The 24,115-nt window shown below is 70.2% G+C and carries 23 protein-coding genes; 15 read left to right on the forward strand and 8 right to left on the reverse strand.

Annotated elements, in window-relative coordinates:
- Positions 1 to 3 precede the first annotated feature (3 nt).
- Positions 4 to 1,755, reverse strand: a complete 1,752-nt coding sequence (locus tag ACIBI9_RS31850) for an ATP-binding cassette domain-containing protein (protein ID WP_397227265.1) — start codon at positions 1,753 to 1,755, stop codon at positions 4 to 6.
- Positions 1,752 to 3,530 (reverse strand): ABC transporter ATP-binding protein, encoded by a 1,779-nt coding sequence (locus ACIBI9_RS31855; RefSeq protein ID WP_397227267.1) that lies wholly within the window; start codon positions 3,528 to 3,530, stop codon positions 1,752 to 1,754. The genes ACIBI9_RS31850 and ACIBI9_RS31855 overlap by 4 nt, the downstream gene beginning before the upstream one ends.
- A 310-nt stretch (positions 3,531 to 3,840) precedes the next feature.
- Between ACIBI9_RS31855 and ACIBI9_RS31860 the strand changes: the two genes are divergently transcribed.
- The 9 genes from ACIBI9_RS31860 (at position 3,841) to ACIBI9_RS31900 (ending at position 14,092) form a co-directional block, all read left to right on the forward strand.
- A complete protein-coding gene (locus ACIBI9_RS31860) occupies positions 3,841 to 5,562 on the forward strand; it encodes a condensation domain-containing protein (protein ID WP_397227269.1) in 1,722 nt (573 codons plus the stop codon).
- Positions 5,559 to 7,022, forward strand: coding sequence for an AMP-binding protein (locus ACIBI9_RS31865; RefSeq protein WP_397227271.1), 1,464 nt, complete (start codon positions 5,559 to 5,561; stop codon positions 7,020 to 7,022). The genes ACIBI9_RS31860 and ACIBI9_RS31865 overlap by 4 nt, the downstream gene beginning before the upstream one ends.
- Positions 7,012 to 8,031: a MupA/Atu3671 family FMN-dependent luciferase-like monooxygenase gene (locus ACIBI9_RS31870; RefSeq protein ID WP_397227273.1), complete on the forward strand. Its 1,020-nt coding sequence runs from the start codon at positions 7,012 to 7,014 to the stop codon at positions 8,029 to 8,031. The genes ACIBI9_RS31865 and ACIBI9_RS31870 overlap by 11 nt, the downstream gene beginning before the upstream one ends.
- Positions 8,031 to 8,999, forward strand: a complete 969-nt coding sequence (locus ACIBI9_RS31875; protein ID WP_397227275.1) for a phosphotransferase family protein — start codon at positions 8,031 to 8,033, stop codon at positions 8,997 to 8,999. The genes ACIBI9_RS31870 and ACIBI9_RS31875 overlap by 1 nt, the downstream gene beginning before the upstream one ends.
- Before the next feature lie 22 nt (positions 9,000 to 9,021).
- Positions 9,022 to 10,212 (forward strand): radical SAM protein, encoded by a 1,191-nt coding sequence (locus ACIBI9_RS31880; RefSeq protein ID WP_397227277.1) that lies wholly within the window; start codon positions 9,022 to 9,024, stop codon positions 10,210 to 10,212.
- A 5-nt stretch (positions 10,213 to 10,217) separates the two neighbouring features.
- Positions 10,218 to 10,475 carry an acyl carrier protein gene (locus tag ACIBI9_RS31885; RefSeq protein WP_397227279.1) on the forward strand — a complete coding sequence of 86 codons (258 nt, stop codon included), beginning with the start codon at positions 10,218 to 10,220 and terminating at the stop codon, positions 10,473 to 10,475.
- A complete protein-coding gene (locus tag ACIBI9_RS31890) occupies positions 10,472 to 11,530 on the forward strand; it encodes a hypothetical protein (RefSeq protein ID WP_397227281.1) in 1,059 nt (352 codons plus the stop codon). Before ACIBI9_RS31885 ends, ACIBI9_RS31890 begins: the two co-directional genes overlap by 4 nt.
- 61 nt (positions 11,531 to 11,591) lie before the next feature.
- Complete coding sequence (locus ACIBI9_RS31895; RefSeq protein ID WP_397227283.1) at positions 11,592 to 12,506, forward strand: alpha/beta hydrolase; 915 nt, start codon at positions 11,592 to 11,594, stop codon at positions 12,504 to 12,506.
- Entirely contained in the window at positions 12,503 to 14,092 is a 1,590-nt protein-coding gene (locus ACIBI9_RS31900) for a flavin-containing monooxygenase (RefSeq protein WP_397227285.1), read from the forward strand. Before ACIBI9_RS31895 ends, ACIBI9_RS31900 begins: the two co-directional genes overlap by 4 nt.
- Here ACIBI9_RS31900 and ACIBI9_RS31905 read toward each other — a convergent pair.
- On the reverse strand, positions 14,065 to 14,340 hold the full coding sequence (locus tag ACIBI9_RS31905) for a hypothetical protein (protein ID WP_397227287.1): 276 nt from the start codon (positions 14,338 to 14,340) through the stop codon (positions 14,065 to 14,067). The genes ACIBI9_RS31900 and ACIBI9_RS31905 overlap by 28 nt on opposite strands.
- Positions 14,341 to 14,420: 80 nt before the next feature.
- Between ACIBI9_RS31905 and ACIBI9_RS31910 the strand changes: the two genes are divergently transcribed.
- Together ACIBI9_RS31910 and ACIBI9_RS31915 are read left to right on the forward strand one after the other, a co-directional pair.
- Positions 14,421 to 14,561: an oxidoreductase C-terminal domain-containing protein gene (locus ACIBI9_RS31910; RefSeq protein ID WP_397227327.1), complete on the forward strand. Its 141-nt coding sequence runs from the start codon at positions 14,421 to 14,423 to the stop codon at positions 14,559 to 14,561.
- 26 nt (positions 14,562 to 14,587) lie between these two features.
- Positions 14,588 to 14,962 carry a BlaI/MecI/CopY family transcriptional regulator gene (locus ACIBI9_RS31915; RefSeq protein WP_397227289.1) on the forward strand — a complete coding sequence of 125 codons (375 nt, stop codon included), beginning with the start codon at positions 14,588 to 14,590 and terminating at the stop codon, positions 14,960 to 14,962.
- A gap of 21 nt (positions 14,963 to 14,983) precedes the next feature.
- Here ACIBI9_RS31915 and ACIBI9_RS31920 read toward each other — a convergent pair whose 3' ends face one another.
- A complete protein-coding gene (locus tag ACIBI9_RS31920) occupies positions 14,984 to 15,748 on the reverse strand; it encodes a methyltransferase domain-containing protein (RefSeq protein ID WP_397227291.1) in 765 nt (254 codons plus the stop codon).
- 257 nt (positions 15,749 to 16,005) lie between these two features.
- On the opposite strand from ACIBI9_RS31920, the gene ACIBI9_RS31925 reads away from it, so the two are divergent.
- Positions 16,006 to 18,372 carry a heavy metal translocating P-type ATPase gene (locus ACIBI9_RS31925; protein ID WP_397227293.1) on the forward strand — a complete coding sequence of 789 codons (2,367 nt, stop codon included), beginning with the start codon at positions 16,006 to 16,008 and terminating at the stop codon, positions 18,370 to 18,372.
- 14 nt (positions 18,373 to 18,386) lie between these two features.
- Here the strand turns inward: ACIBI9_RS31925 and ACIBI9_RS31930 are convergent, their stop codons facing one another.
- Positions 18,387 to 18,911 (reverse strand): hypothetical protein, encoded by a 525-nt coding sequence (locus ACIBI9_RS31930; RefSeq protein ID WP_397227295.1) that lies wholly within the window; start codon positions 18,909 to 18,911, stop codon positions 18,387 to 18,389.
- The gene (locus tag ACIBI9_RS31935) at positions 18,908 to 19,048 is read right to left on the reverse strand and encodes a hypothetical protein (RefSeq protein ID WP_397227297.1); all 141 of its coding nucleotides are present in this window, start codon (positions 19,046 to 19,048) and stop codon (positions 18,908 to 18,910) included. The genes ACIBI9_RS31930 and ACIBI9_RS31935 overlap by 4 nt, the downstream gene beginning before the upstream one ends.
- Before the next feature lie 227 nt (positions 19,049 to 19,275).
- Between ACIBI9_RS31935 and ACIBI9_RS31940 the strand changes: the two genes are divergently transcribed.
- Positions 19,276 to 20,493 carry a sensor histidine kinase gene (locus ACIBI9_RS31940; protein ID WP_397227299.1) on the forward strand — a complete coding sequence of 406 codons (1,218 nt, stop codon included), beginning with the start codon at positions 19,276 to 19,278 and terminating at the stop codon, positions 20,491 to 20,493.
- The gene (locus ACIBI9_RS31945; protein WP_397227301.1) at positions 20,490 to 21,146 is read left to right on the forward strand and encodes a response regulator; all 657 of its coding nucleotides are present in this window, start codon (positions 20,490 to 20,492) and stop codon (positions 21,144 to 21,146) included. Before ACIBI9_RS31940 ends, ACIBI9_RS31945 begins: the two co-directional genes overlap by 4 nt.
- On the opposite strand, the gene ACIBI9_RS31950 is transcribed toward ACIBI9_RS31945, so the two are convergent.
- Positions 21,113 to 21,586: a MerR family transcriptional regulator gene (locus ACIBI9_RS31950; RefSeq protein ID WP_397227303.1), complete on the reverse strand. Its 474-nt coding sequence runs from the start codon at positions 21,584 to 21,586 to the stop codon at positions 21,113 to 21,115. The two genes, ACIBI9_RS31945 and ACIBI9_RS31950, sit on opposite strands and share 34 nt — an antisense overlap.
- A gap of 45 nt (positions 21,587 to 21,631) precedes the next feature.
- On the opposite strand from ACIBI9_RS31950, the gene ACIBI9_RS31955 reads away from it, so the two are divergent.
- On the forward strand, positions 21,632 to 22,213 hold the full coding sequence (locus tag ACIBI9_RS31955; protein ID WP_397227305.1) for a class I SAM-dependent methyltransferase: 582 nt from the start codon (positions 21,632 to 21,634) through the stop codon (positions 22,211 to 22,213).
- 52 nt (positions 22,214 to 22,265) lie between these two features.
- On the opposite strand, the gene ACIBI9_RS31960 is transcribed toward ACIBI9_RS31955, so the two are convergent.
- Positions 22,266 to 24,115 (reverse strand): copper-translocating P-type ATPase (locus tag ACIBI9_RS31960; protein ID WP_397227307.1); only part of this gene is annotated, 1,850 nt, incomplete at its 5' end.

A 24,115-nucleotide genomic window follows, 5' to 3' on the forward strand; every position in this document is an offset into this window, starting at 1 on the left:
AGCTCAGGCGTGCGCGGCCGCGTGAATGCCGTAGAGGTCCGCGTAAATGCCGTTCCGGGTGAGCAGTTCGTCATGTCTGCCGGACTCCACCAGCTTTCCGGCGGCCATCACCAGAATGAGGTCGGCGTCGGCCACGGTGGAGAAACGGTGGGAGACGATGACGCTGATCGCTCCGTTCAAGGCCGCGAGTTCGCGGGAACGCTGCGCGTAGCGGCTGAAGATGGCGTGCTCGCTCGGGGCGTCCAGGGACGCGGTGGGCTCGTCCAGGACGAACAGCAGGGGCCGGGCCCGTACGCCGGAGCGGGCGAGCGCCACCTTCTGCCACTGGCCCTCCGACAGCTCGATCCCGCCGAAGCGCCGGCCGAGCTCGGTGGCGGGACCGTCGGGCAGGCGCGAGACCAGCGCCTCGGCGTCGGCGGTGCGCACCGTGGAGTTGAGATCGCCGGCAGCGCCCATCATGACGGAGTCCTCGAAGGTGGTGCAGTAGCGGCCGAAGTCCTGGAAGGCGGCGCTCATCGAGGCCCGCCAGCCGTCGGTGTCCAGGGCCGACAGCTCCACGTCGTCGACGAGGATGCTGCCCGAGTCCGGGGCGTACATCTTCGCCAGGAGCTTGACCAGCGTGGTCTTGCCGGAACCGTACTCGCCGACCACCGCGACCACCGCTCCGGCGGGCAGGTGCACGGACAGGTCCTCGAGGACGGGCTTGGTGGTGCCCGGGTAGGTGAAGGACACGTTGCGCAGCTCGATCCCGCGGTGCAGCCGGGCGGGCGGGGCCGCGTCGGCGGTGTCGCGATGCGTGCGGGCGTACTCCATGAGCCACAAATACGGCCGCAGCAGCCGGCGGTACCCGCCGACCTGCATCGATCGGTGCAGCGCGTGCTCGACCACGTTGCGGAACTGCACGCCCATGGACACGGCCAGGATGATGTCTCCCGGGCGACCTGTCGCGGTGACCAGGAAGATCGCCAGGGTGAAACCGGCGCCGAAGACCAGCCAGCCCGCCGACGACCAGCCGGCGGCGATCAGGGCGGCGCGGGCGCGCGAGCGCGTCACCCGTTCCCAGGCCTCGGCCTGCAGCTTGAGCGCCTCCCCCGCGGTGCCGTAGACGCGCAGCTCCTTCAGCGCGGCCGGGTTCACGCAGATGTCGTCGTACAGGGCCCGATGAAGGCGCAGGTCTTCGGCCGACCGCAGGTCCTCTTCTGCGATCTTCTTGCGGCCGTGCCGCTCCATGGCCAGCTGTACGGCCGCGCACGGCAGCAGCGCGAGCAGCCAGGGGTTCACGCCGCCCAGCACCACGAGCGCCACCAGCAGTCCGATCGTGGCGGCGACGGCCTGAAGGATCGACCACGCCCAGTCCACCACCGCGCCGGACTGGCCGCGCAACGTGGTGACCCGGTCCAGGAACTCGGGCTCCTCCAGGTGTCGCACCTGCGGCAGTTCCGCGCACGCGCGCAGGATCCGGGGTTCCACCTCGGTGAGGCTGATCCGCTCCACCAGGTGGATGGTCCGCAGGTAGGCGATGTGCTCGACGCCGAGGTTGACGGTGAGCACCAGCGCGGCAGCCAGCGCCGCCACCCCTATGGCGGTGGCGGTGCCCGCCTGGGTGGCCTCCACCAGCGCACGCAGCGTCAGCCCCACGGCCGCGAACATGACCGTCGAGGCCACGTGCCAGCCGATCAGGAAGGCCGTCGACCCGGGATAGCGCTGCCGGCACAGCACGATCAGCTCACGCCACAGGCGCGCGTACTCCCTCACGCGAGATCTCCTTCGTCCAGCCGGTCGTCGTATCCCTGGCTGAAGCGCTGGGCTTGCAGCGCGTACATGGTGGCGTACTGCCCGCCCTCGGCCATGAGCTCCTCGTGCGTGCCGGACTCGGTGATCCGGCCGCCGTCGAGCAGCACGATCCGGTCCGCCTGCCGTACCGTCGAGAGGCGGTGCGAGATCAGCACCACGCTGATCCCCTCGGTGATGTCCGACAGCCGCTGGAACAGGTCGTGCTCGGTGCGCACGTCCAGGTGCGCCGTGGGCTCGTCCAGCACCAGGATCCTGGCCCCCCGGCGGGTGGCGTACAGCGCGCGGGCGAGCGCGACCTGCTGCCACTGGCCGCCCGACAGGTCCACCCCCGCGGTACGGCTGCGCGACAGCGGCGTGTCGTAGCCGCCGGACAGCCGGCTCACCACGGGGACCAGCCCGGCGTCCCGGACGACGCCGGAGAGCAGGCCGGGGTCGGCGGCTCCGAGGGCGATGTTGTCGCGCAGCGAGAGGGGATATTTCAGGAAGTCCTGGAACACCACGCTGAGCCGGGACTGCCAGTCGGGGAGGTCGGCGATGTCCGTCCCGTCGGCGAGGATCCTGCCCGAGTCGGGCCGGTACAGCCCGGCCAGCAGCTTGGTCAGCGTCGACTTGCCCGCTCCGTTGAGCCCGACCAGCGCCAGCAGCTCCCCCGGCCTGATCTCCAGATCGACGCCGTTGAGCACCTGCCGGCCCGGGTAGCTGAAGCGCACGTTCTCGAAGCGCAGCAGCGGCGGCGCAGCCGCGGGGATCTCGGCGTGCGCGCGCAGCGGGATCGGCTCGGGGTTGATCCGCTCAAGCTCCCCGGCGGCCCGTCTGACCGGCCGGGCCCCTTCCAGGGAGATCACGTCATCGGTCCTGATGGCCACGCTGAACACCGACCAGGCCGCGGTGACCACGGCCACCTCCAGGGCGATGCTCCCCTGACCGGCCGCCGTGCCGAGGGCCACCCAGGTGAAGGCCGCGGTGCATCCGGCCAGCGGGAGGAGCAGCGCCAGCCACAGATGGCGCAGCACCCGCCGATCGTCCTCCCACACGGGATCCACGTGGGTGCGCATGTCACGCGTATAGTGCCCGAGCAGCCATTCACTCGCTCCGAAGACGCGCAGCTCCCGGCCCGCCGCAGGCGTGGTGGCGACCTCGCCCCAGTACTTCCAGCGCCGGTGGTACAGGACGCCCTCCACCCAGATCCGGAAATGCCGGACCCACTGGCGGCCGTGCACCATGCGGAAGAACACCGCCGGGATGACCGTCGCCGGCACCAGCCACCATGACCACCAGGCCAGCACCACCGAGGACGCCGCCAGCCCGACGGCATGGCCGACCAGCTCCAGCTGGCTCACGGCGCCGTCGCCCGAGGTCCTGTCCACCCAGTCCCGCGGCTCCGCCGTGGTCGTCTTCACCCGATCCTGGACGTCCTGCCGCTCGGCCACGTCCACGGTCGGCACCCCCATCACCAGGGCGGCGATCCGCGTGCGGTGCGCGCCGTCGATGCGGTCGGCCGCCAGCCGCCCCACGGGGAACCGGAACGCCAGCGCTATCTGCCCGGCCAGCACCACGCCGCTCATGAGCAGCACCGGCGCGAGCACGGATCGGCCGTCCACCGCCACCAGTTCCTGGACGGCGAGCGCGATGCCCGCGGGCACCACCGCATCGATGAGAACCATCACGGTCAACGCAATGGACACCGCCGGGCCCGCGTAGCGGAAGAGCCTCAGCAGGTCCAGCCGTTCTCGCATGGGCATCCCTCAGGCAAGGCCGATGAAAACTTTCCAATCTCTCGCGAAATCTTGCGCAGCGTATGTCCGATTCTGCGGGCCGGTCAATGGAGCCTTCCCGTACGGCAGCCCCCGCTCAACGCCCTCGATCCGCGTATGACAAGGCTGACGATGACTCTTGACGATCAGAAAGTGCTCACATACGCTCCGGCTAGCTTATCGGGGGCAGTCCGAAAGTTTCGGCAGGGCGGGCTCCGCGATGGGCGGAATGCAGAGGAGTAAGGTCCTTCGGTCCACGCGAAGCACGTGTCTGCGAGGGTGATCTGCGTCGATGCCGAAAGTCTTCACCGCGCTCACGCTGACGGAGTGCGAACCGATCGTCGTTTCCTTCCAGGGCGATCGCGCCGGTGAAGGGCCCTTGACCCTCGGCCAGCTGAACATCCTCCGCTGGCTGGACGGCTTTCCCGAGTCGCACGGCTGGATGCGGTGGGTGCTGGACCTGCCCGAGGGCACCGATCTGGACGATGTCACCGAGACCTTCGCCGTCCTGCTGGCCCGCCACGAAGGGCTGCGCTCCACGTACGCGGCCGGCCCTCCCCCGGCCCAGCAGGTCGCCGCGGCAGGTGAGCTGATCATCCACCGCTTCGACGCCGGCACCGGCCCGGTCGAGGCCGGCACGTTGGCGTCGGAGCTCGGAGCCCTCCTCGACACGCGCCCGCCGTACAGCCCCAAGACGCATCCGCTGCGCGTCGCCCTGGCCACGCGCGGCGGCACGGTCCTCGCCGGCGTCATGGACCTCTCCCACCTGACCGCGGATTTCCTCGGCCTCGCCGTCTTCGGCCGGGAGTTCGCGCACATGGTGCGCCACCCCGCGGACCGCGAGATCGGGGAGGTCCGTCATCAGCCGCTGGACCAGGCCTGGGCCGAGCGGCGCCCGCCGCTGTCGCGCCGTACGGCGAGCGCTCTGACGCTGTGGGAGAGCGTGCTGAACCGGGCGCCGCACCACCTCTACACGGCTGCCTCCACGGGCTCCCCGCGCGACTCGGTCGCCGCCGAACTGTGCTCGCAGGCAGCGGCGACGGCCCTGGCCCGGACAGAGGCGCGCGTCGGGTTCGGCCGCCCGGCGATCGTCCTGGCCGCGATCTGCACCGTGCTCTCCCAGCGCACCGGCCACTCCTCCGGCGACTTCCTGACGCTTTCCAGCAACCGGTACGACAGCCGGTCGGCGGACTACCTCGGGACTCTGGTGCAGTCGGCCCCCATGAGCATGGACCTGGAGTCCATGAGTTTCGACAAATGCGTCCATCAAGCCTGGCTGGCGACCGTGAAGGCGGGCAAGCACGGCATCTACGACGTCGAGAAACGCACGCACCTCGCCGAGCAGGCCCAGCACCGGCGGGGTGTCCGCTTCTGCTTCGAGCCCTTGTTCAACAATCTCGTGGTGGGCCGGATCGACTCGCAGGCTGTGAGCGCGCCGGCCGAGACCGCTCTCACCTGGACGCCGATGGCGGAGACCGATGTCATGCTCAGGTTCGACCTGTTCGCCGCGGAGGAGACGCTCCGCCTGCGGCTGTGGACCGGTCACCTGGACCGGGTCCCCAGGGACGAGCTCGAACGGATCCTGCTGGCGATCGAGAACCTCCTCCTGTCGGCGGCCTCGGAGGATCTGAGCCGCCCGCGGATGGACGAGGTCACCGGGCTGGGCCCGCTTCCCCGGGACGGCGACTGGCTGCTGGTCGACTCGTGCCGGATCCAGGTCGGCGAGGTGCAGCGGCTCCTGGACGAGGTGCTTACCCCGCTGCCCGCCCGGGTCTTCCCCGAGGTCCGGGGTGAGCCACTGGTGGCCTTCCTCGCCCATGGCCCGCGGGTCCGATCCGCCGAAGAGGCACACACGCTCTGCATGGAGGGGCTGCGCCACCGGCCCACCGCGATGACACCCCGCCGCTACGTGCTCTGCGATCAGGCCCCGGACGACGTGACCGACCTGGACGCCTGGCTGAGCCGGCCCGTGATGGCGGAAGGCGCGGGCCGTACGACAGGACACCCGCGATGACCGGCGTGGTCGGCCGGTGGATGCACAACGTTCAGGCCCATCCCGAGGACATCGCGATACACACCAGGAACCGGGCCGCCACCTACCACGACCTGGCCGTCCGGGCCTCGGGACACCTGGCGGAACTCGACACCGTCCCGGGCGGCGATCCCGTGCTCATCGTGTGCGCCGATCCGGTGGAGACCGTCGCCGCGATGCTCGCGGCCATGACCTCCGGCCGCGTGTTCGCTCCGGTGGACGTACGGACGCCGCCCGCGCGGCTGGCCATGGCCATCGACGACCTGCGGCCGGGAGCCGTCGTCGTCGACCGGGCCGGATCGCCGGCCCTGGCCGCGACCGGCAGGGAAGGGTTCCGGACCCTGGACGCCCGCGACGTGCGGGATCACGCGGTGGATCCGGCACGATGGAACCCCGGCGAGCCGGACGGCCCCGGCTACGTCTATTTCACCTCGGGCACCACGGGCCGGCCGAAGGGCGTCGTGGGCAGTCTCCCGGCGATCACGCATTTCATCACCTGGGAGATCGACCTCTTGGGCGCGGGCAGGGGAACGCGTGTCTCCTCGCTCACCTCTCCGGGATTCGACGCCTTCCTGCGCGACGCCTTCGTCCCGCTGTGCTCGGGCGGGACGATGGTCGTGGCCCCGCTCAGCGCCCGCAGCGGGCAGGGGCTCGCCCACTGGCTGGAGAGCAACCGCGTGCGGATCCTCCACTGCGTCCCCACGGTCTTCCGCACTCTCCGAGCGGTGAACCTGACACCCGCGTCGCTGAGCGAGCTGCGCACCGTCCTGCTGGCGGGAGAACCGCTGCGCCCCTCCGACGTCCGCTCCTGGCAGGCGCTCTTCGGGACGGAGAAGGAGCTGATCAACCTCTACGGCCCCACCGAGACCACGATGACCAAGCTCTTCCACCGGGTCACCGCCGCGGACGCGACGGCGGAGCCGATCCCCGTCGGCAAGCCGCTCCCCGGTGTGGCGGTGCGGCTCCTGGAGTCGGGCGAGATCGAATTGCGCACGCCCTTCCCGCTCCACGGCTACCTCGGGGAGCGACAGGGAGGCTTCGACCCGTCCGATCCGCACCGATTCCGGACGGGCGACCTCGGGCGGTTCCGGCCGGACGGCTCTCTGGAGCTCCTGGGCAGACGCGACCGTCAGGTCAAGGTGAACGGCGTGCGCGTCGAGCTCGACGACGTGGCGAACGTGCTCATGCGCTGTCCCGGGGTCCACGACGCCCACGTCGTCCTCGCCGATGAGAAGCTCTGCGCGTACGTGGTCGCCGATGACGGCCACCAGGAGCAGGAGGTGCTGCGCCATCTGCGCGAGCACCTTCCGCCCGGCGTCATTCCCACCGTGTTCGTCTGGCTCGACGCACTGCCACGGACCTTGAGTGGGAAGGTCGACCGCCCCCGGCTACCCCAGCCTCCGGAGAAGACCCGCGGAAGAGAAAGAGCCGATGCGTTTTAGTCTGTTCTACTTCGCCGACGACAGCACGCAACCTTCCGCCAACCGCTACGAGCTGCTCCTGGAGGGGGCACGCTACGCGGACACGCACGGCTTCACGGCCGTGTGGACGCCGGAGCGCCACTTCCACGCCTTCGGCGGGCTCTATCCGAACTCCGCGGTGACCGGCGCGGCCGTCGCCGCGGTCACCGAACGCGTGGCCATCCGCGCGGGCAGCGTGGTCGCCCCGCTGCATCACCCGATCCGCATCGCGGAGGACTGGGCCGTCGTCGACAACCTCTCCGGCGGGCGGGTGGGGGTGTCCTTCGCCTCCGGGTGGCACGCGGTGGACTTCGCCTTCAACCCCGACGCGTACGCCGACAGGACCCGCATCACCGTCGAGACGCTGGAGCAGGTCCGCCGGTTGTGGCGGGGAGACGAGACGACCGTCGTCACCGGGGTCGGCGAGGAACAACCGGTCCGCATCTTCCCGCCTCCCGTCCAGCCGGAGCTGCCGGTCTGGCTGACGAGCTCCGGCAGCGTCGAGACGTTCCGTACGGCCGGCACCCTCGGCGTCGGCGTCCTCACCAACCTGCTCAACCAGAGCGTCGACGAGCTGGCGCTCAAGATCAAGGAATACCGTGCGGGACTCGACGGCAGGCCCGGCGACGTGGTGGTGATGCTGCACACCTACCTGGGGCCGCCCACCGACGCGGTGCGGGAGGCGCTGACGGCGTACGTCCGGAGTTCGGTCGGCCTGCACCTCGGCTCCAGCGCGGGCTCTGCGCGCGACGTCGACCCCGCCGCGCTCGGGCGGAAGGGCGTCGAGTTCATGACGCGCAGAGCCGTCAAACGCTTCTTCGACGAGGCGGGCCTGCTGGGCGAGCTGGACGTCGCGGCGGAACGGGTCCGCCGGCTGGCGGCGATCGGCGTCGACGAGATCGCCTGCCTCATCGACTTCGGCATGGAGACGTCCGCGGTCCTCGGGAGCCTGGATCAGCTGGGCAAGCTGCTGGACAGCGGTGATCACTGATGGACGCGCACACCAAGAGGCGCCTGCCCGAAGCCGAGGTCAAAGGACTCGTCCATCGCGCCCTCGGACGCCGCGCCGTCGCCGCGCGAGAGCTCGGAGCGGGTACGTTCGCCACGCTGTGGCGCATCCGGCTGGACGACGGTCGCGAGGTGGTCCTCAAGCTGAGCCCTCCCGGCGACGCCGGACTCCTCGCCTACGAGCGGGACATCATCCGGACGGAGGCGCTGTTCTACCCCCTCTCCGAACGAACCGGCGTCCCGCAGCCCCGGCTGCTCCACGCCTGCCTCGATGACCCCGTACCGCATCTGATCATGACCGCGGTCGAGGGGATCCCCTGGTCGGAGGCGGCCGAACGGCTGGACGAGGAGGAGTCCGGGCAGTTGCGCTCCACGCTCGGCCAGTACGTCGCCGCGCTGCATCGCATCAAGGGGACGGAGTTCGGCTACCCGCACCTGCCCTCGATGAGGGCCGCCACCTGGAAGGAGGCCTTCCTGGCCATGGTCGACGGCCTCCTCGCCGACGCCGTCCGGTTCGGCGCCGACCTTCCCTGGCCGGCCGACGAGATCGCGCGTGCCGTACGGGCCGATGCCGGCGCGCTCGATGAGGTCACCGAGCCCGCCCTCGTCCATTTCGATCTGTGGCCCGGCAACATCCTGCTGGACCTCGACCGCCGGCCGCCGCGCATCGCGGCGCTGATCGATCACGAACGCGCGTTCTGGGGGGATCCGCTGGCCGACTTCGTCTCCCTCGACGTGTACGGCAGAGCCGAGCACGACCCGGACCTGCTGCGAGGCTACCGGCAGGCCGGCGGGCGCCTCGAGCTCACCGAGAGCGCGCTCACCCGGCTCGCTCTCTACCGGACCTACCTCTACCTCATCATGATCATCGAGGAGAAGCCCCGCGGCTTCGACAATGCCGACCGCCATGACCGCGTCGTGAAAGAGCTCCTCGAACAGCTGATCCGCTGAACCGCGCAGGGAGATGACCAAGGTGGAAAGAAAGCTGACGGAGAATCGATCCAGCAGAACGCTGACCCCGACCGAGTTCGCCGACGTCCGGCGCAAGCTCACGGTGCGGTCGCGGACCAAGAGGGGCGTCGGAGCCGATCCCGGCTATGCGACCGACCTGCCCGGCGAGCTCAGCCTGCAACTCACCTACTCCTGCAACCTGCGCTGCGATCACTGCTTCCAGTGGAACGACCAGGGCTTCCTGCGCGACTACAGCAGGGAGCGGGTCACCGCCGAGCTGGACATCGAGGTGCTCGAGCGGCTGCTGCGCGAGACGGACGAGACCAGGCCCAAGACCTGGCTGTGGGGCGGCGAGCCGCTGATGTACCGCCGCCTCCCCGAACTCGTCGAACTCCTTCTCCGCTACCCCCGCAAGGTCAACATCTGCACGAACGGTCTCCTCATCGAGCGCAACCTGGAGCACCTGCTCAAGCTCGGCAGCAACCTCAACCTGACGGTCAGCCTCGACGGGCTCGAAGCCGACCACGAGGCGCTGCGCGGACCGAGGTCGTTCTCCAGGACGGAGCGCAACCTCAAGACCCTGCTCGACCTGCGCAGGAGCGGGGAGTACAAGGGCGAGGTCACCGTGAACTCCATGGTCAGCAACGCGACGGCGGGCCGCCTCTACGAGTTCATGGAGTGGGCCGAGGAGCTCGAGCTCCACTCGGTCTTCTTCCAGTTGCCCTGGTGGATCACTCCCGAGGCCGCCGCGCGGATGGACGAGGTGTACGCTCGCGACTTCGCCTGGCTCAACCCGCCGCCCCCGCCCGGGCAGGCCACCTGGCACTCCTACACCTACCACCTCGAACCGGAGAACATCGCCGTCCTGCGGGAGTCGATGAGAAGGCTCGCCGGACGCGTGTGGCGGCCCTGGATCCGCTACACGCCCGAGGTGACGCTCGACGACGTCACCGACTTCGCGCTCGGCCGCAGCCGTCTGGTCGCGGGCAAGTCCACCTGCCTGGCGGTCTCCAGCCGGTTGGAGGTGCACGCCGACGGCAAGGTCAGCTCGTGCAAGTTCTTCCCCGAGTTCATCGTCGGGGACATCAGGGACGGGACGCTGGCGGAGGTCTGGCACAGCCCCGCCTTCCGCCGGGTGCGCACCACACTGCGCGCGACGGGCCTGATGCCGGTCTGCTCGAAGTGCTCATCGCTCTACGAGAACGGAGTGTGAACCAGATGGACGACATCCTGCCGCAGATCAAGTCGATGCTGGCCGAGGCCCTGGGCGACGACTGGGCCGCGGAGGAGCTCGGCGACGACGCGGACATCATCCGCGAGCTGGGCATGGACTCCATCCAGCTGATCAACTTCCTGTTCATGGTCGAGGAGAGGTTCAACGTGGAGCTCGACTTCGACCGGCTGGACATCGAGGGGCTGTACTCCATCCGCGCCTTCTGCGGTTTCGTCCTGTCGCATGTCAACGCCCTGGCATGATCGCGATCCTGACAGGCGGCCCTGGGCTCGGCGCCCACGTCACAGGCCTGCTGCTCAGGCGACGACTCCAGGAACTCGGGACGCCGAGCGAGGTCTTCCTGGCCGAGGCGTTCTGGCAGCCGGAACGGCGCGACAAGATCTCTGCGAGCAAGGAGGCGTACCAGCGGGACTTCCGTCTCGCCCGGGTCGGCCAGCGCCTGTTCCGCAACCTGTCGGACGCCTTCGACCCGATGCTGATCGAATCGGTGAAGAAGCGCTGGCATGACGACGCGGTGCGCCGGTTCGTCGTCTTCAGCGGTCTCTGGCTGCCCGTCGTGGAGGGTTACGCGGAGGAGTTCGGGGCGGTGCCCGTCGACGTGTGCCACGCCGATTCGGCCAACTCGCCGTCCTTCGCCCGCCGGACCGAGTCGCTGAGCAGGCACCGGGAGGTATGGCTGTTCGACTCCGCCGGCAATGACATCCCCTGGACGATCAGGGCCACCAACGAGCCGCCGCTGCGCTGGGAGGATCGGGACAGGCGCGTCCTGGCGCACGGCGGCGGCTGGTCGATGGGCACGTACCTGGAGCGGGCCGCGGAGCTGAGCGCCAGTGGATTGCCGCTTGACCTCGTGGTACGCGACGTCGGCGAGGCTCCCGACCTTGCTCCCGGCTCGCGCCGCTTCATGATGGACCCCTCCTGGAGCCCTTGGCACGACGACGGCTTCCCGCCCTTCGGCGAGATCGTCGCCGATGCGCCCCCCGCGTACGAGCAGGCCGAGGACCACCACCAGGCGCTCGACCTGACCAGGCGCGCAGTGGCGATCATGGCCAAGCTGGGCGGAGGCACGATCCTCGACGCGTTCACCGCGGCGACGCCGATCATCTGCCTGGAGGGGTACGGCGAGCACGAGGACCGTAACGTGCAGTTCTGCGTCGACCTGGGCATCGGCATCACGTTCGAGACGTGGCGGGACACCGGCTTCTCGCTGGAACCGCTCGCGCGGATGCACCGGCGCCTGCTCGACCTGCAGGATCGGCCCCGCGATTACGCGCGGGAGCTGGCTATCCTCCGTTGACGCAATGCATTCTGCATTTTACCTTGAGGCCACGTTCCAGCCCCTGGTGAGGTGACCTTCCATGTCCCTTGACGACGCGACGGTCCAGTTCCTCAAGCAGATGAGCGAAGCGGGCGGCAAGCCGCTGCACGAGATGACACCAGAGGAGGCGCGCGCCATGGGCGGCGCGCTGGGCGACCTGTACGGCAAGGGCCCGGAGATGGCCCGCGTGGAGGAAGCCGTGATCCAGGCGGCGGACGGCGGATCGTTCGGCGCGCGCGTGCTGGTCCCGGTCGAGGACCCGAGAGCGCTGATCGTGTACTACCACGGCGGCGGCTGGGTCATCGGCGCCCTCGACGAGTTCGACACCTTGGGCAGGACGCTGGCGCACCGGACGGGCTGCACCGTCGTCCTGGTCGACTACCGGCTCGCCCCCGAGCACCGCTACCCCGTCGCGGCCCGCGACGCCTACGACGCTCTGTGCTGGGCCGCGGCGAAGGAGCCGGACCTGCCGATCATCGTGGCCGGGGACAGCGCGGGCGGCAACCTGTCGGCCGTCGTGACCCAGCGCAGCCGCGACGAGGGCGGCCCCGCCATCGCGCTGCAGGTCCTCGTCTACCCGGTGACCGACTGCGACCTGGACAACGCCTCCTACACCGACCCTGCCAACCAGCTCATGCTGAGCCGCGACAGCATGATCTGGTTCTGGGACCACTACGCGCCCGACCCGGCCACGCGGGCGAACCCGGACGTCTCCCCGCTGCGGGCCCGGGACCTGTCGCGCCTGCCGCCGGCCGTAGTGCTGACCGCCGAGCACGACGTGCTGCGGGACGAGGGCGAGGCGTACGCGCGGCGGCTGCGCGAGGCCGGCGTCCCGGTGCTGTTCAAGCGGTTCGAGGGCCAGATGCATGTCTTCTTCACGATGGTGAACGTGCTGCCGGGCAGCGCGGAGGCGATCACCATGGTCGCCGAGGCCATCGACGGGAGCCTGGGATGAGGTACGACGCCGTCGTCGTCGGCGCGGGCTTCGCCGGCATGTACATGCTGCACAGGCTGCGCGGCCTGGGCCTGGCCGTCCGCGTCTTCGAGACCGGCGACGGCGTCGGCGGCACCTGGTACTGGAACCGCTACCCGGGCGCCCGCTGCGACGTCGAGAGCATGCAGTACTCCTACTCCTTCGACGAGGAGCTCCAGCAGGAGTGGGAGTGGAGCGAGCGCTACCCGTCCCAGCCGGAGATCCTGCTCTACGCCAACCATGTCGCCGACCGCTTCGACCTGCGCGAAGACATCCAGTTCGGGACCAGGGTGACCCGCGCCGGCTACGACGAGACCGCGAACCTGTGGCGCGTGGAGACCGACCGCGGCGACCACGTGTCGGCGACGTACCTCGTCACCGCGGTGGGCTGCCTGTCGGCGGCCCGGATACCCGGCTTCCCCGGTGCCGGCTCCTTCCAGGGGCCCAGCCACCACACCGGGCGGTGGCCGCACGAGGGCGTGGACTTCACCGGGCAGCGGGTCGCCGTCATCGGCACCGGCTCCTCCGGCATCCAGGCCATCCCGGTGATCGCCGAGCAGGCGGAGCACGTGACGGTGTTCCAGCGCACCGCCAACTACAGCCTGCCGGCCTGGAACCGGCCCATGGATCCGGAGTACGCGCAGTGGGTGAAGGCCAATTACGCCGAGCTCCGCGCCGGCATGCGCACCTCCCCCGCCGGCGTCATGGGCACCTCCAACACCGGATCGGCACTGGAGGCGACGGAGGAGGAGCGGCTGCGGGAGTTCGAGACCCGCTGGGCCAGGGGCGGCGTGGCCTTCCTCGGCGCCTACGGCGACACCGCGATCGATCCGGCGGCCAACGAGATCAGCGCCGAGTTCGTCCGCGGGAAGATCCGCGAGATCGTCACGGATCCACGGGTGGCCGAGCTGCTGGCGCCCAAGGACCATCCCATCGGCACCAAGCGGATCTGCGTCGACACCGACTACTACGCCACCTACAACCGTCCCAACGTGACCCTGGTCGACGTGCGTACCGCGCCGATCGAGGAGATCACCCCGACCGGCGTGCGCACCGCCGACGCCGAATACGCCGCCGACATGATCGTGTACGCCACCGGCTACGACGCCATGACCGGCCCGCTGCTCGGCATCGACATCACCGGCAAGGGCGGCCTGTCGCTGCGGCGCAAGTGGGAGGCCGGGCCGCGTACGTATCTGGGGCTGATGACGGCCGGCTTCCCCAACATGTTCACCATCACCGGCCCCGGCAGCCCGTCCGTGCTCAGCAACATGATGGTCTCCATCGAGCAGCACGTCGACTGGATCGCCGACTGCCTCCAGCGGCTGCGGGCCCGCGGCATCGCCACCATCGACGCCGACCCGCCGGCCGAGGACGCCTGGGTGGACCACGTCAACCAGGTCGCCGGCCGCACCCTCTACCCGCGGGCCGACTCCTGGTACCTGGGCGCCAACATCCCGGGCAAGCCCCGGGTGTTCATGCCGTACGTCGGCGGCGTCGGCGCCTACCGGCAGAAATGCGACCAGGTCACGGCGGACGGCTACGCGGGGTTCGTGCTCTCCGCCTGACCTACGAGGATCACCCCGCCGGCCGTCCCCTCGGCCAGGTGCTCCTTCACGGTGACGAAGATCTGCCCGAACCGCCGGAGCGCGCCGGCGCGGTCGCCGGCCTCCAGCAGGGTCAGGGTCTCGCCGTAGCCGGACTGCCACAGCGGCCAGAACCCGCTGGCGGCGGTGAGCATCATGAGGCGCTGCGCCCTGGCGATCACCAGGTTCCACAGCGCCTCCAGCTCGCCGTTGCCGGCCGCGTGCACCATGATCAGCGTGAACCGGCCTCGACGGCACGGCAGCTCGGCCGGAAAGTCACCCTGATCGACTCCGCGCCGACTCGGCGAGCATCGCCGCCGGATCCCCAGAAGAAGATCGCTTCGCCGTGGCCTTCACGCGGGACGGCGTGCCGGTCGGCGCCGTCGCCGTCAACTCCCCCAAGGACCTGATCAAGCTCAAGCGGGCGATCACAGCACGCGAAAAGCTCTGACTACGATCGCCGGTAGCATTGCCGGTATGACGCGCGGCCTCGGCGAACTCGAATCCACGATCATGGACAGGATGTGGGCCCGGCGCCGGCCCGCCTCCGTACGAGACGTCTTGGAAGACCTCCGCCAGGAGCGGACCATCGCCTACACCACCGTGATGACCGTGATGGACAAGCTGCACAGCAAGGGCCTGCTCAAGCGCCGGCCCGTCGGTCGCGCCTACGTCTACGAACCCGTCGCCTCCAAAGAGGCGTACACCGCCGACCTGATGCGCAGCGCGCTGGCGGGCAGCGGCAACCAGGCCGCCACCCTGGTGCACTTCCTCGAGCGGCTGACGGTGGAGGAGGCCGCGGCGCTGGAGGCGGCGTTGCAGGTGTTCCCGCACCGAGGCAGCCGACCCTGATTCACGCGACGGCGGCGTACGCTATTCCCCCGGTCGCGACGCTGACGCCACGAAGACGGGCAGCGCCAGGAACATGCGCCCCCCTTGGGCGCGCGTCCGCTGATCGCTCACCCACGCCCTTTCCTGTTCGTGGGTGATGGCTCCGGCGGCGCGCGCTCCCTCCGCGATGCCGGTGAGCATGGGCAGCATGGCCGTGTCGGTGAAGACGCCCACGTGCGCCTCCACCTGGACGTCCTGGAAGCCCGCGTCGAGAAGCAGGTTGCGGTAGCGGCGGGCCGCGCGGGGGTTCGGGATCAGGTCGGCGCGGGCGTGCACGATGGCCCGAGTGAGCATTGGGTCATCGGAGTCGATGACGAAGGCGTCCCAGTCCTGCCCGACGAGCACGATGCGCCCGCCTGGAGCGAGCACCCGCTTGGCCTCCTCCAGCGCCTTGGCCGCGTCGGCGAGCTCGTGATAGACCTTGTCGGCTCGATACCCGGCGACCTCCCCGTCTTCGAGCGGCAGGTCGAAAGCGTCGCCGATCCGGAAGTCCGCATGCGGCCGGCGGTGGCGGGCCACCGCGATCATCTTTTCGCTGACGTCCACGCCGATCGATCTCATCCCGCGCTCCGCGAGCTCGTCGACCGCGCGGCCCGCGCCGCAGCCGACGTCCACCACGGCCGCGCCGTCGGGGAGAGCGAGCAGGTCGTACGAGCGCGCGCGCAACGCGACGGCCCCGGGCAACGCGTCGGCGACGTCGAGCAGCTTGATGAGTGATTCCATCGAATCGTTGTTGTCTTTGGACATGTGGGCAAGCATGCGACTTAATGTCGACATGAAGTCAAGTGTGCATCGCCGAGGCGCAGGTGTCGCTTGAGCTCATCGACTGCGCGCTGGACTGCGATCATGAGGACTTGGCCGGTTGTCCCCCTTTCCAGTCCGCGGTCATGGAGCGGGTCCCCGTAGCCGTCAGGAGTCCTTGAGGCCGGCGCCTGGCGCCCGAGAGGCGACGTCTACTATGGCTAATAATAGATCCATCGCTACCGGGCGGGTGGAGGAGAACCATGACGACCGGGGACATCAAGGATCGCAGCACGGCGGTTCTCGACGTGAGCGGGCTGCAGTGGGCCTCCGAGCAGAACGTGGTGCGTGCCGTCCTGAGCCGCCGCCCTGGAGTGATCGAGGTCGAGGTGAACCCGGTCGGGCAGACCGCCGTCGTGGTGTTCGATCCGAGGGCCACGTCCTTGGCCGAGCTTCGCCGCTGGGTGCGGGAATGCGGCTATCACTGCGCGGGGCAGTCCGTACCGTCGCACGTCTGCGATCCCCTGGCAGAACCCGACCCGCCGGGCGTCGCTTCGGCCGTCCGGGAGGCCCCTGCCGAGCATGGAGAGCAGGCGGGTCCGTCGCCGCACGAGATGATGGGGCACGGGGGCCATGGCGCCATGTCGATGGAGGCCATGGTGGCCGACATGCGCAACCGGTTCCTCGTGGCGGCCGTGCTGTCCGTCCCGATCCTGATCTGGTCGCCGATCGGGCGCGAGGTGCTGGGGCTGGACGTGCCGGTGCCGTTCGGGCTGCGCGAGGACGTGTGGGCGCTGCTGCTCAGCCTGCCGGTGATCTTCTACTCCTCGTGGATCTTCTTCGACGGCGCCGTACGGGCGCTGCGGGCCCGCACGCTGGACATGATGGTGCTGGTCGCCGTGGCGATCGGAGCGGGCTGGCTGTACTCGCTGTACATCACGCTGACCGGCGGCGGCGAGGTGTTCTACGAGGCCGCGACCGTGCTGGCGGCGTTCGTCCTGCTGGGGCACTGGTTCGAGATGCGGGCCAGGGGCGGCGCCAACGACGCGATCCGCGCGCTGCTCGACCTGGCCCCGCCCAGGGCCGTGGTGATCCGCGACGGCGAGCAGGTGGAGATCCCCACCGCCGAGGTCGTGGCCGGGGACGTCCTGCTCGTCCGTCCCGGCGCGAAGATCGCCGTCGACGGCGCGGTCGTGGAGGGCGAGAGCGAGGTCGACGAGTCGATGGTCACCGGCGAGAGCCTGCCGGTGCACAAAGCCCCCGGTTCCGCGGTGGTCGGCGCGACCATCAACAAGAACGGCACCCTGCGCGTCCGGGCCACCAAGGTCGGCGCCGACACCGCCCTCGCCCAGATCGTCAAGCTCGTCCAGCAGGCCCAGAACTCCAAGGCTCCCGGGCAGCGCCTGGCCGACCGGGCGGCGTTCTGGCTCGTCTTCGTGGCCCTCATCGGCGGCGGGCTGACGCTGGTGGCGTGGCTGCTGGCGGGCGCGGCGGCCGGCACGGCGATGCTGTTCGCCATCACCGTCGTCGTGATCACCTGTCCTGATGCGCTGGGCCTGGCCACCCCCACGGCGATCATGGTGGGCACCGGCCTGGGCGCCAAGCGCGGCGTGCTCTTCAAGAACGCCATGGCACTGGAGACCGCGGCCCGCATCCAGACCGTGGTCATGGATAAGACCGGCACCCTGACCAGGGGCGAGCCGGAGGTCACCGACGTGATCGCCGACGGGATGGAGGAGGCGGAACTGCTGCCGCTGGTGGCCGCCGTCGAGCGGGAGTCCGAGCACCCGCTGGCCGAGGCCGTGGTCCGCTACGCCGACGCGCACGCTCCGGGCCTCCTGCAGGCCACCGGGTTCGAGAACGTCCCGGGTCACGGTGCGACGGCTCAGGTGGACGGACGCCGGGTCGTGGTGGGCAACACGAAGCTGATGCAGATCGAAGGCGTGGACCTGGGCCCGCTGACCTCCCGGCGTGAGGAACTGACCGCGGGCGGGCGTACCGCGGTCATCGCCGCCGTGGACGGGCGCGCCGTCGGAGTGATCGGCATCGCCGACGCTCCCCGCGACAGCTCCGCCCCGGCGGTCGCCGCGCTGCACGAAGCCGGTGTCGAGGTCGTCATGCTGACCGGCGACAACGAGGCCACCGCCCGGCGGATCGCCGACCGGCTCGGCATCGACACCGTGATCGCCGAAGTGTTGCCGGGTGACAAGGCCGCCAAGATCGCCGAGCTGCAGCGCGACGGGCGCAAGGTCGCGATGGTCGGCGACGGCGTCAACGACGCCCCCGCGCTCGCCCAGGCCGATCTCGGCATCGCGATCGGCGCCGGGACCGACGTCGCCATCGAGACCGCCGACGTGGTGCTCATGCGCTCCGACCCGCTCGACGTCCCGACGGCGCTGGCCATCGGCCGCGGCACGCTACGCAAGATGCGCCAGAACCTGGGCTGGGCGATCGGCTACAACACGATCGCGCTGCCGATCGCGGCCGGCGTCTTCGAACCCGCCTTCGGCCTGGTGCTGCGGCCGGAGATCGCCGCGCTGTCGATGTCCGGATCGAGCTTCATCGTCGCGGTCAACGCACTCGCCCTCAAAGGGCTCCGCCTGCCGCGACCTGCCGCTGCCGGAGACTGAGCGCCGACCGACGGCTATCCCGTGGCGGCCATGGTCTTCTTGCGGCGCTGTTCCTGCTGCTTGCGCCAGCCGTACCGGGTCAGGCCCTGCGGTTTGACCATGGAGAGGACCGTGATCAGGAGCAGCACCGCCAGGCCGCCGATGGAATGCGGCAGTGTGCCGGGCATCGGTCGGGGATCGGGGCTTGAGGCGGCGTACTCCGCCAGGGTGGCGACGGTCCGCGCCTCCACCAGCAGGACGGCGGTGGCGACGACTGTGAGGAGGAGTTTCGCCAGCACCCAGTAGTGCCGGATCAAGCCCCATGAGGTGCCCAGGGCCTGGATGAGGCCGGTGGCCAGGGCCGCCAGGGCCAGCGGGACGATGACGTACGAGACCGTCAGATCCATGGCGAGATGTGCGCCGCGCACGGTCTCGACCTGCCGGCTGGTCACCGCCGTGACGTCGAGCGCCGTGTACGCGGCGACCGCGCCGAACCAGCCGACCGAGCACGTGACGTGAGCGACGAGCGCGGCCCTGCGGAGGCCAGGCGACAGGGTCACGCCCCACCTCGCTGATGGGTGAGCCCGGTTCCCGTCGGCATGTGCCGTCCGGGCCCGTGCTCGCCACCGAGACCGGTGACTCGCGCGACGACGAACAACAGGACGAGGATGCCGAGGACGATCAGGGCCGTCCTCACCCAGCGGGGCATGCGCGGGGGCGATCCGCGGTCAGGGACCGCATCTGTGTTGGAGTTGGCCATGTTGCGTCCTTTCGGGTGATTCGGTGGCTCGCAGAGCAGTCCACACGAGGTGGCGGAGGCGGCGATTCACCCCGTGGGGAGAACTTCCGCGTCCCCATGGCGTTGACACGGCTCATCCATCAGGGGGATTCCCGCCCGTGCGTACGCGGGTAGCGTCTACGTCCGTGTCCCCGAAGACCAGCGCGCATCGGCTCTTCGCGCCCCGGCCCCTCTGGGGCACGCTGTTCGACCTCGCGCTCACGATCGCCGCACTCAGCGGGTCGCTGATACTGCTCGCCCACGGACTCGGGCTCCTCCCCCATCAGGGCATGGACCCGGCCCGCGCCGGATCCGGTGCCATCGATGTGATCGCCCTGGCGCTGGTGTGCTGTTCGGCACTGCCGCTTCTCCTGTGGCGGCGACACCCGCTCGGCGTGTTCGCGGTGACCGCCGGCGCGAGCGCGTTGCTCTCCGGCCTCGACTATCGCTCCGCGCTGACGCTCGGTCCCGCCGTCGCGCTCTACTTGCTCACCGCCGGCCGCGAGCGGCACGCCCCCTGGACCTGGCGCACAACGGCCGTCGTCGGCGGCCTGGGCCTCGTCCATGTGGTCGCGACCGCGCTGTCGATCGGCGGCACCTCGGGCGTCGCCGCGTTGTCCCTCACGCCCGGGGCCTGGGTGGTAGCCTGGTTCGCCGGCGAGCGGACCAGGCTGCGGGGTGAGCAGATCGCCGAGCTGCGGGCCCGCGCCATGCACGCCGAGCGCGAGGCCGAGCGCGAGCGGCTGCTCGCCATCGCCGAGGAGCGTGCCCGCATCGCCCGCGACCTGCACGACTCGGCGGGCCACGCCATCAGCGTGATAGCCGTCCGCGCCGGCGCGGCCCGCCTGCGGCATCACCAAGATCCTGACCGCTCGCTCCGGACGCTGGAGGCCGTCGAGGAACTGGCGCGGCAGACTGTCGGAGAGATCGACCAGATCGTCAGCACCCTGCGTACGGAAGGCACGGGCGACGCAGCACCACCCGGACTCGCGTCGGTGGACGGCTTGATCGCGCACCACTCGGCGGCAGGGATGCGGATCACGCTGGACACCGCAGGCCCGCCTCCGGCCCTCGGCGGCCCGGCCGACCAGGCCGTCTACCGGATCCTGCAGGAGGCGCTCACGAACGCGGCCCGCCACGGCGCCGGCAGCGCCCGCGTCGAGCTGACCTTCAGCGAGACGGCTGTCGGACTCACTGTCACCAACCCCGTGGCCGCCAACGGTGCCCGTCGCCGCAGCGGCGGTCACGGGCTGATCGGCATGCGTGAACGCGCGACCCTGCTCGGCGGTAGTCTCGACGTCGAGCAGGCCCACGACGCCTTTCGCGTACGCGCCCGCATCCCCTTCGGAGGCCACCGCCCATGACTCGGGTCCTGATCAGCGACGACGACGACCTGATGCGGGCCGGCCTCGCCGAGCTGCTCTCCAACGACCCCACGATCGACATCGTCGGGCAGGCCGCGACGGGGCGGGAAGCGGTCGAGCGGGCGTCCCGGCTGATGCCCGATGTCGTCCTCATGGACGTCCGCATGCCAGACCTGGACGGCATCATGGCCACCCGCGAGCTGTCGCGAACCGCCCCTGAAGTGCGGGTTCTCATCCTCACCACGTTCGAGCAGGACGACTACATCTTCGGCGCCCTGCGCGCCGGCGCCTCCGGATTCCTGCTCAAACGCACCCGCCCCGAAGAGCTCATCGCCGCCGTGCACACCATCGCCGCCGGCGACTCCCTGCTGTCGCCATCGGTCACCCGGCGCGTGGTCGACCGCATGGCCCAGCAGCCGACTCCCGACCTCTCGGACCGGTCCAGGCTGGCCGGGCTGACCCCGCGTGAGCGGGAGGTCCTCACCCTCATCGCCAGGGGTCTGTCCAACCGCGAGATCGCCGCCGCCCTCGTCGTCGAGGAATCGACGATCAGGACCCACGTCAAGCGAGTCCTCATGAAGCTCGACCTACGGGACCGCGTTCAAGCCGTGATCTTCGCCTACGAGAGCGGTCTCAACCGATCATCGCCGTGACACCTGACATCGAGGTCAGCTGAGTGCTCTTCGACGAGTTCGTCGAAGGTTCCGCCGGTGAACAGCCGGTCCAGGACGCCGGCCAGGTGCGGGCACTCGCTCGTGGGACGGTCGGCGGGGCAGGTCAGCGCTGCCGAGAGGAACGTGCGCGCCCCCTGAGCTCGCTCGATCAAGGCGTCCAGTTCGTCGATCTGGTCCCGTACCGTTGACCGCCATTGCTCGCTGGACTCATCCAGGACGGCGGCGGCGGTGTCGAGCCGGACTCCGAGCCGCTGCATCAGGGCGACCAGTGCGAGGCGGCGCAACTCGGTCCGGCCGTACATCCGCTTTCCGGCATGGCGAGCCGCCGGCCGTACCAGGCCTCGTTCCTCGTAGTACCGCAGAGCCGAGGTGTTGAGGCCGAGGCGACGGGCAGCCTCACCGATGGATATGAGCTCCATGCTTCCATTTGACTTCAACCCGACTTGAACCGCGAAGCTGAGGACATGGCCACCAAGGAGATCCAGTCCTGGGCGTACGACGAGCCGATCCGCTCTCCGTTCGCCCTTCCGCAGGGAATCCTCGGGCGTTTGGCAGGGCGACTCATGCTGTGGCTCAACGATCCGAGCGAGCTCCTGGCGCTCATCGGGAAACAGGACAGCGTGCTGGAGGTCGGATGCGGGCCGGGCGGCCTGCTGCGGCACCTCGAGGCCGAGCGGGTCTGCGGCATCGACCCCTCGCCCGAGATGCTGCGTCAGGCGACCCGGCACAACCGCGGGCGCGACGTCGAACTGCGGCTCGGCACCGCGGCGGACACGGGCTTTCCCGACGACAGCTTCGACGTCGTGGTCTCGGTGAACAACGTGGCGATGTGGCCGGACCTGGAGGCGGGCATCCGTGAGTTGCGCCGGGTGACTCGGCCGCGTGGCAGGCTGCTCATCGCCTGGCACAGCGCTACCGGCCGCTCACCGATCGCCAGGAAGAACGCTCTCCCTGAGGAGAAGCTGGGCCGTATCGCTCACGCCCTGGGCGAGCCGACGCAGCGCCATGAGCTCAGGAATCTGACCGTTCTCGAAAGGCCTGGGTGAACTCCTGTGGCCCGAAGGCGGTGATCGCCTTCGGGCCACAGGGGGCGGTTCCTTACTTGAAGCGGCGTAGCCGCAGGCTGTTGCTCACCACGAACACGCTGGAGAACGCCATCGCCGCACCCGCGATCATCGGGTTGAGCAGCCCCAGCGCGGCCAGCGGCAACGCCGCCACGTTGTAGGCGAACGCCCAGAACAGGTTGCCCTTGATGGTGGACAGCGTGCGGCGCGACAGTCGCAGCGCGTCGGCGGCCACCCTCAGGTCGCCCCGCACCAGGGTCAGGTCCGAGGCCTCGATCGCGGCGTCCGTGCCGGTGCCCATCGCCAGCCCCAGATCGGCCTGGGCCAGCGCGGCGGCGTCGTTGACCCCGTCGCCGACCATGGCCACGACCCTGCCCTCGGCCTGCAGCTTCTTGACCACCTCGACCTTGTCGGCGGGCAGCACCTCGGCGATCACCTCATCGATGCCCACCTCGGCCGCCACCGTCCTGGCCACCGCCTCGTTGTCCCCGGTCAGCAGCACCGGCCGCAAACCGAGCGCCCGCAACTCGGAGATCGCCTCCTTGCTGGTGGGCTTGATGACATCGGCCACCACCAGGACGGCACGCGCCTTGCCGTCCCAGCCAACCGCGACCGCGGTGCGGCCCTTGGCCTGCTCGTCGGCAAGCTTGCGCTCCAACTCGACAGGCAAGTGCTGCGACCATTCCGCCAGCAACTGGGGCCGGCCGACCAGCACCGCGTGGCCGTCCACGATCCCCTGCACGCCCAGCCCCTCGACGTTGGCGAAGTCCTCCACCGTCGCGTCGGACTGCGCGGCCCGGGCGATGGCCTGGGCGATCGGGTGCTCGGAGGCGTGCTCCAAGGCCCCGGCCAGCCTGAGGACCCCCTCCCGGTTCTCCCCCTCGGCGAGGTGGACCGCGACCAGGGTCATCTTGCCCTCGGTGACCGTGCCGGTCTTGTCCAGCACGACGGTGTCGACCTTGCGGGTGGACTCCAGCACCTCCGGCCCCTTGATCAAAATGCCGAGCTGGGCGCCTCGCCCGGTGCCCACCAGCAGCGCGGTCGGCGTGGCCAGGCCCAGCGCGCACGGGCAGGCGATGATCAACACCGCCACCGCCGCGGTGAACGCCGCCGCCACCCCGTTCCCGGTGCCGAGCCAGAAGCCCAGCGTCCCGACCGCCAGCGCGATCACGATCGGCACGAAGATGCCCGAGATCCGGTCGGCCAGCCGCTGCACGGCGGCCTTGCCGGTCTGCGCCTCCTCCACCAGCTTGGCCATCTGCGCCAGCTGCGTGTCCGCGCCCACCCGGGTGGCCCGGACGATCAGCCGACCGCCCGCGTTCACCGTCGCCCCGGTGACCGCGTCCCCGGGGCGTACCTCCACCGGCACCGACTCACCGGTCAGCATCGAGGCGTCCACCGCCGATGAGCCCTCAAGGATGACGCCGTCGGTGGCGATCTTCTCGCCCGGCCGGGCCACGAAGCGGTCGCCGACCTTGAGCTGGCCGGTGGGGATGCGCCGGCCGTCGGCCAGCTCCACCTCCTTGGCGCCCAGCTCCAGCAACGCCCGCAACGCCGCCCCCGCCCGCCGCTTGGAGCGGGACTCGAAATACCGGCCGGCCAGGATGAACGCCGTCACCGCCGCCGCGGTCTCCAGATAGATGTTGCCCGACCCGTCGCTGCGCTCAATGGTGAACGCGAACGGGTGGGTCATGCCGGGGGTGCCCGCGCTGCCGAAGAACAACGCCCACAGCGACCAGCCGAGCGCGGCCAGCGTGCCCATCGAGATCAGCGTGTCCATCGTCGCCGTGCCGTGCCGCAGGTTGGTCCAGGCCGCCTTGTGGAACGGCCAGCCCGCGTACACCACCACCGGCGCCGCCAGCACCAGCGACAACCACTGCCAGT

This window comes from Nonomuraea sp. NPDC050451 (assembly GCF_044458585.1).

Excerpts from the sequence above, each read along its gene's own strand:
- ACIBI9_RS31855 (WP_397227267.1), bottom strand. The coding sequence starts at position 3,530 with ATGCGAGAACGGCTGGACCTGCTGAGGCTCTTCCGCTACGCGGGCCCG.
- ACIBI9_RS31860 (WP_397227269.1), top strand. The coding sequence starts at position 3,841 with ATGCCGAAAGTCTTCACCGCGCTCACGCTGACGGAGTGCGAACCGATC.
- ACIBI9_RS31865 (WP_397227271.1), top strand. The coding sequence starts at position 5,559 with ATGACCGGCGTGGTCGGCCGGTGGATGCACAACGTTCAGGCCCATCCC.
- ACIBI9_RS31870 (WP_397227273.1), top strand. The coding sequence starts at position 7,012 with ATGCGTTTTAGTCTGTTCTACTTCGCCGACGACAGCACGCAACCTTCC.
- ACIBI9_RS31875 (WP_397227275.1), top strand. The coding sequence starts at position 8,031 with ATGGACGCGCACACCAAGAGGCGCCTGCCCGAAGCCGAGGTCAAAGGA.
- ACIBI9_RS31885 (WP_397227279.1), top strand. The coding sequence starts at position 10,218 with ATGGACGACATCCTGCCGCAGATCAAGTCGATGCTGGCCGAGGCCCTG.
- ACIBI9_RS31890 (WP_397227281.1), top strand. The coding sequence starts at position 10,472 with ATGATCGCGATCCTGACAGGCGGCCCTGGGCTCGGCGCCCACGTCACA.
- ACIBI9_RS31895 (WP_397227283.1), top strand. The coding sequence starts at position 11,592 with ATGTCCCTTGACGACGCGACGGTCCAGTTCCTCAAGCAGATGAGCGAA.
- ACIBI9_RS31900 (WP_397227285.1), top strand. The coding sequence starts at position 12,503 with ATGAGGTACGACGCCGTCGTCGTCGGCGCGGGCTTCGCCGGCATGTAC.
- ACIBI9_RS31905 (WP_397227287.1), bottom strand. The coding sequence starts at position 14,340 with ATGGTGCACGCGGCCGGCAACGGCGAGCTGGAGGCGCTGTGGAACCTG.
- ACIBI9_RS31915 (WP_397227289.1), top strand. The coding sequence starts at position 14,588 with ATGACGCGCGGCCTCGGCGAACTCGAATCCACGATCATGGACAGGATG.
- ACIBI9_RS31920 (WP_397227291.1), bottom strand. The coding sequence starts at position 15,748 with ATGTCCAAAGACAACAACGATTCGATGGAATCACTCATCAAGCTGCTC.
- ACIBI9_RS31925 (WP_397227293.1), top strand. The coding sequence starts at position 16,006 with ATGACGACCGGGGACATCAAGGATCGCAGCACGGCGGTTCTCGACGTG.
- ACIBI9_RS31945 (WP_397227301.1), top strand. The coding sequence starts at position 20,490 with ATGACTCGGGTCCTGATCAGCGACGACGACGACCTGATGCGGGCCGGC.
- ACIBI9_RS31950 (WP_397227303.1), bottom strand. The coding sequence starts at position 21,586 with ATGGAGCTCATATCCATCGGTGAGGCTGCCCGTCGCCTCGGCCTCAAC.
- ACIBI9_RS31955 (WP_397227305.1), top strand. The coding sequence starts at position 21,632 with ATGGCCACCAAGGAGATCCAGTCCTGGGCGTACGACGAGCCGATCCGC.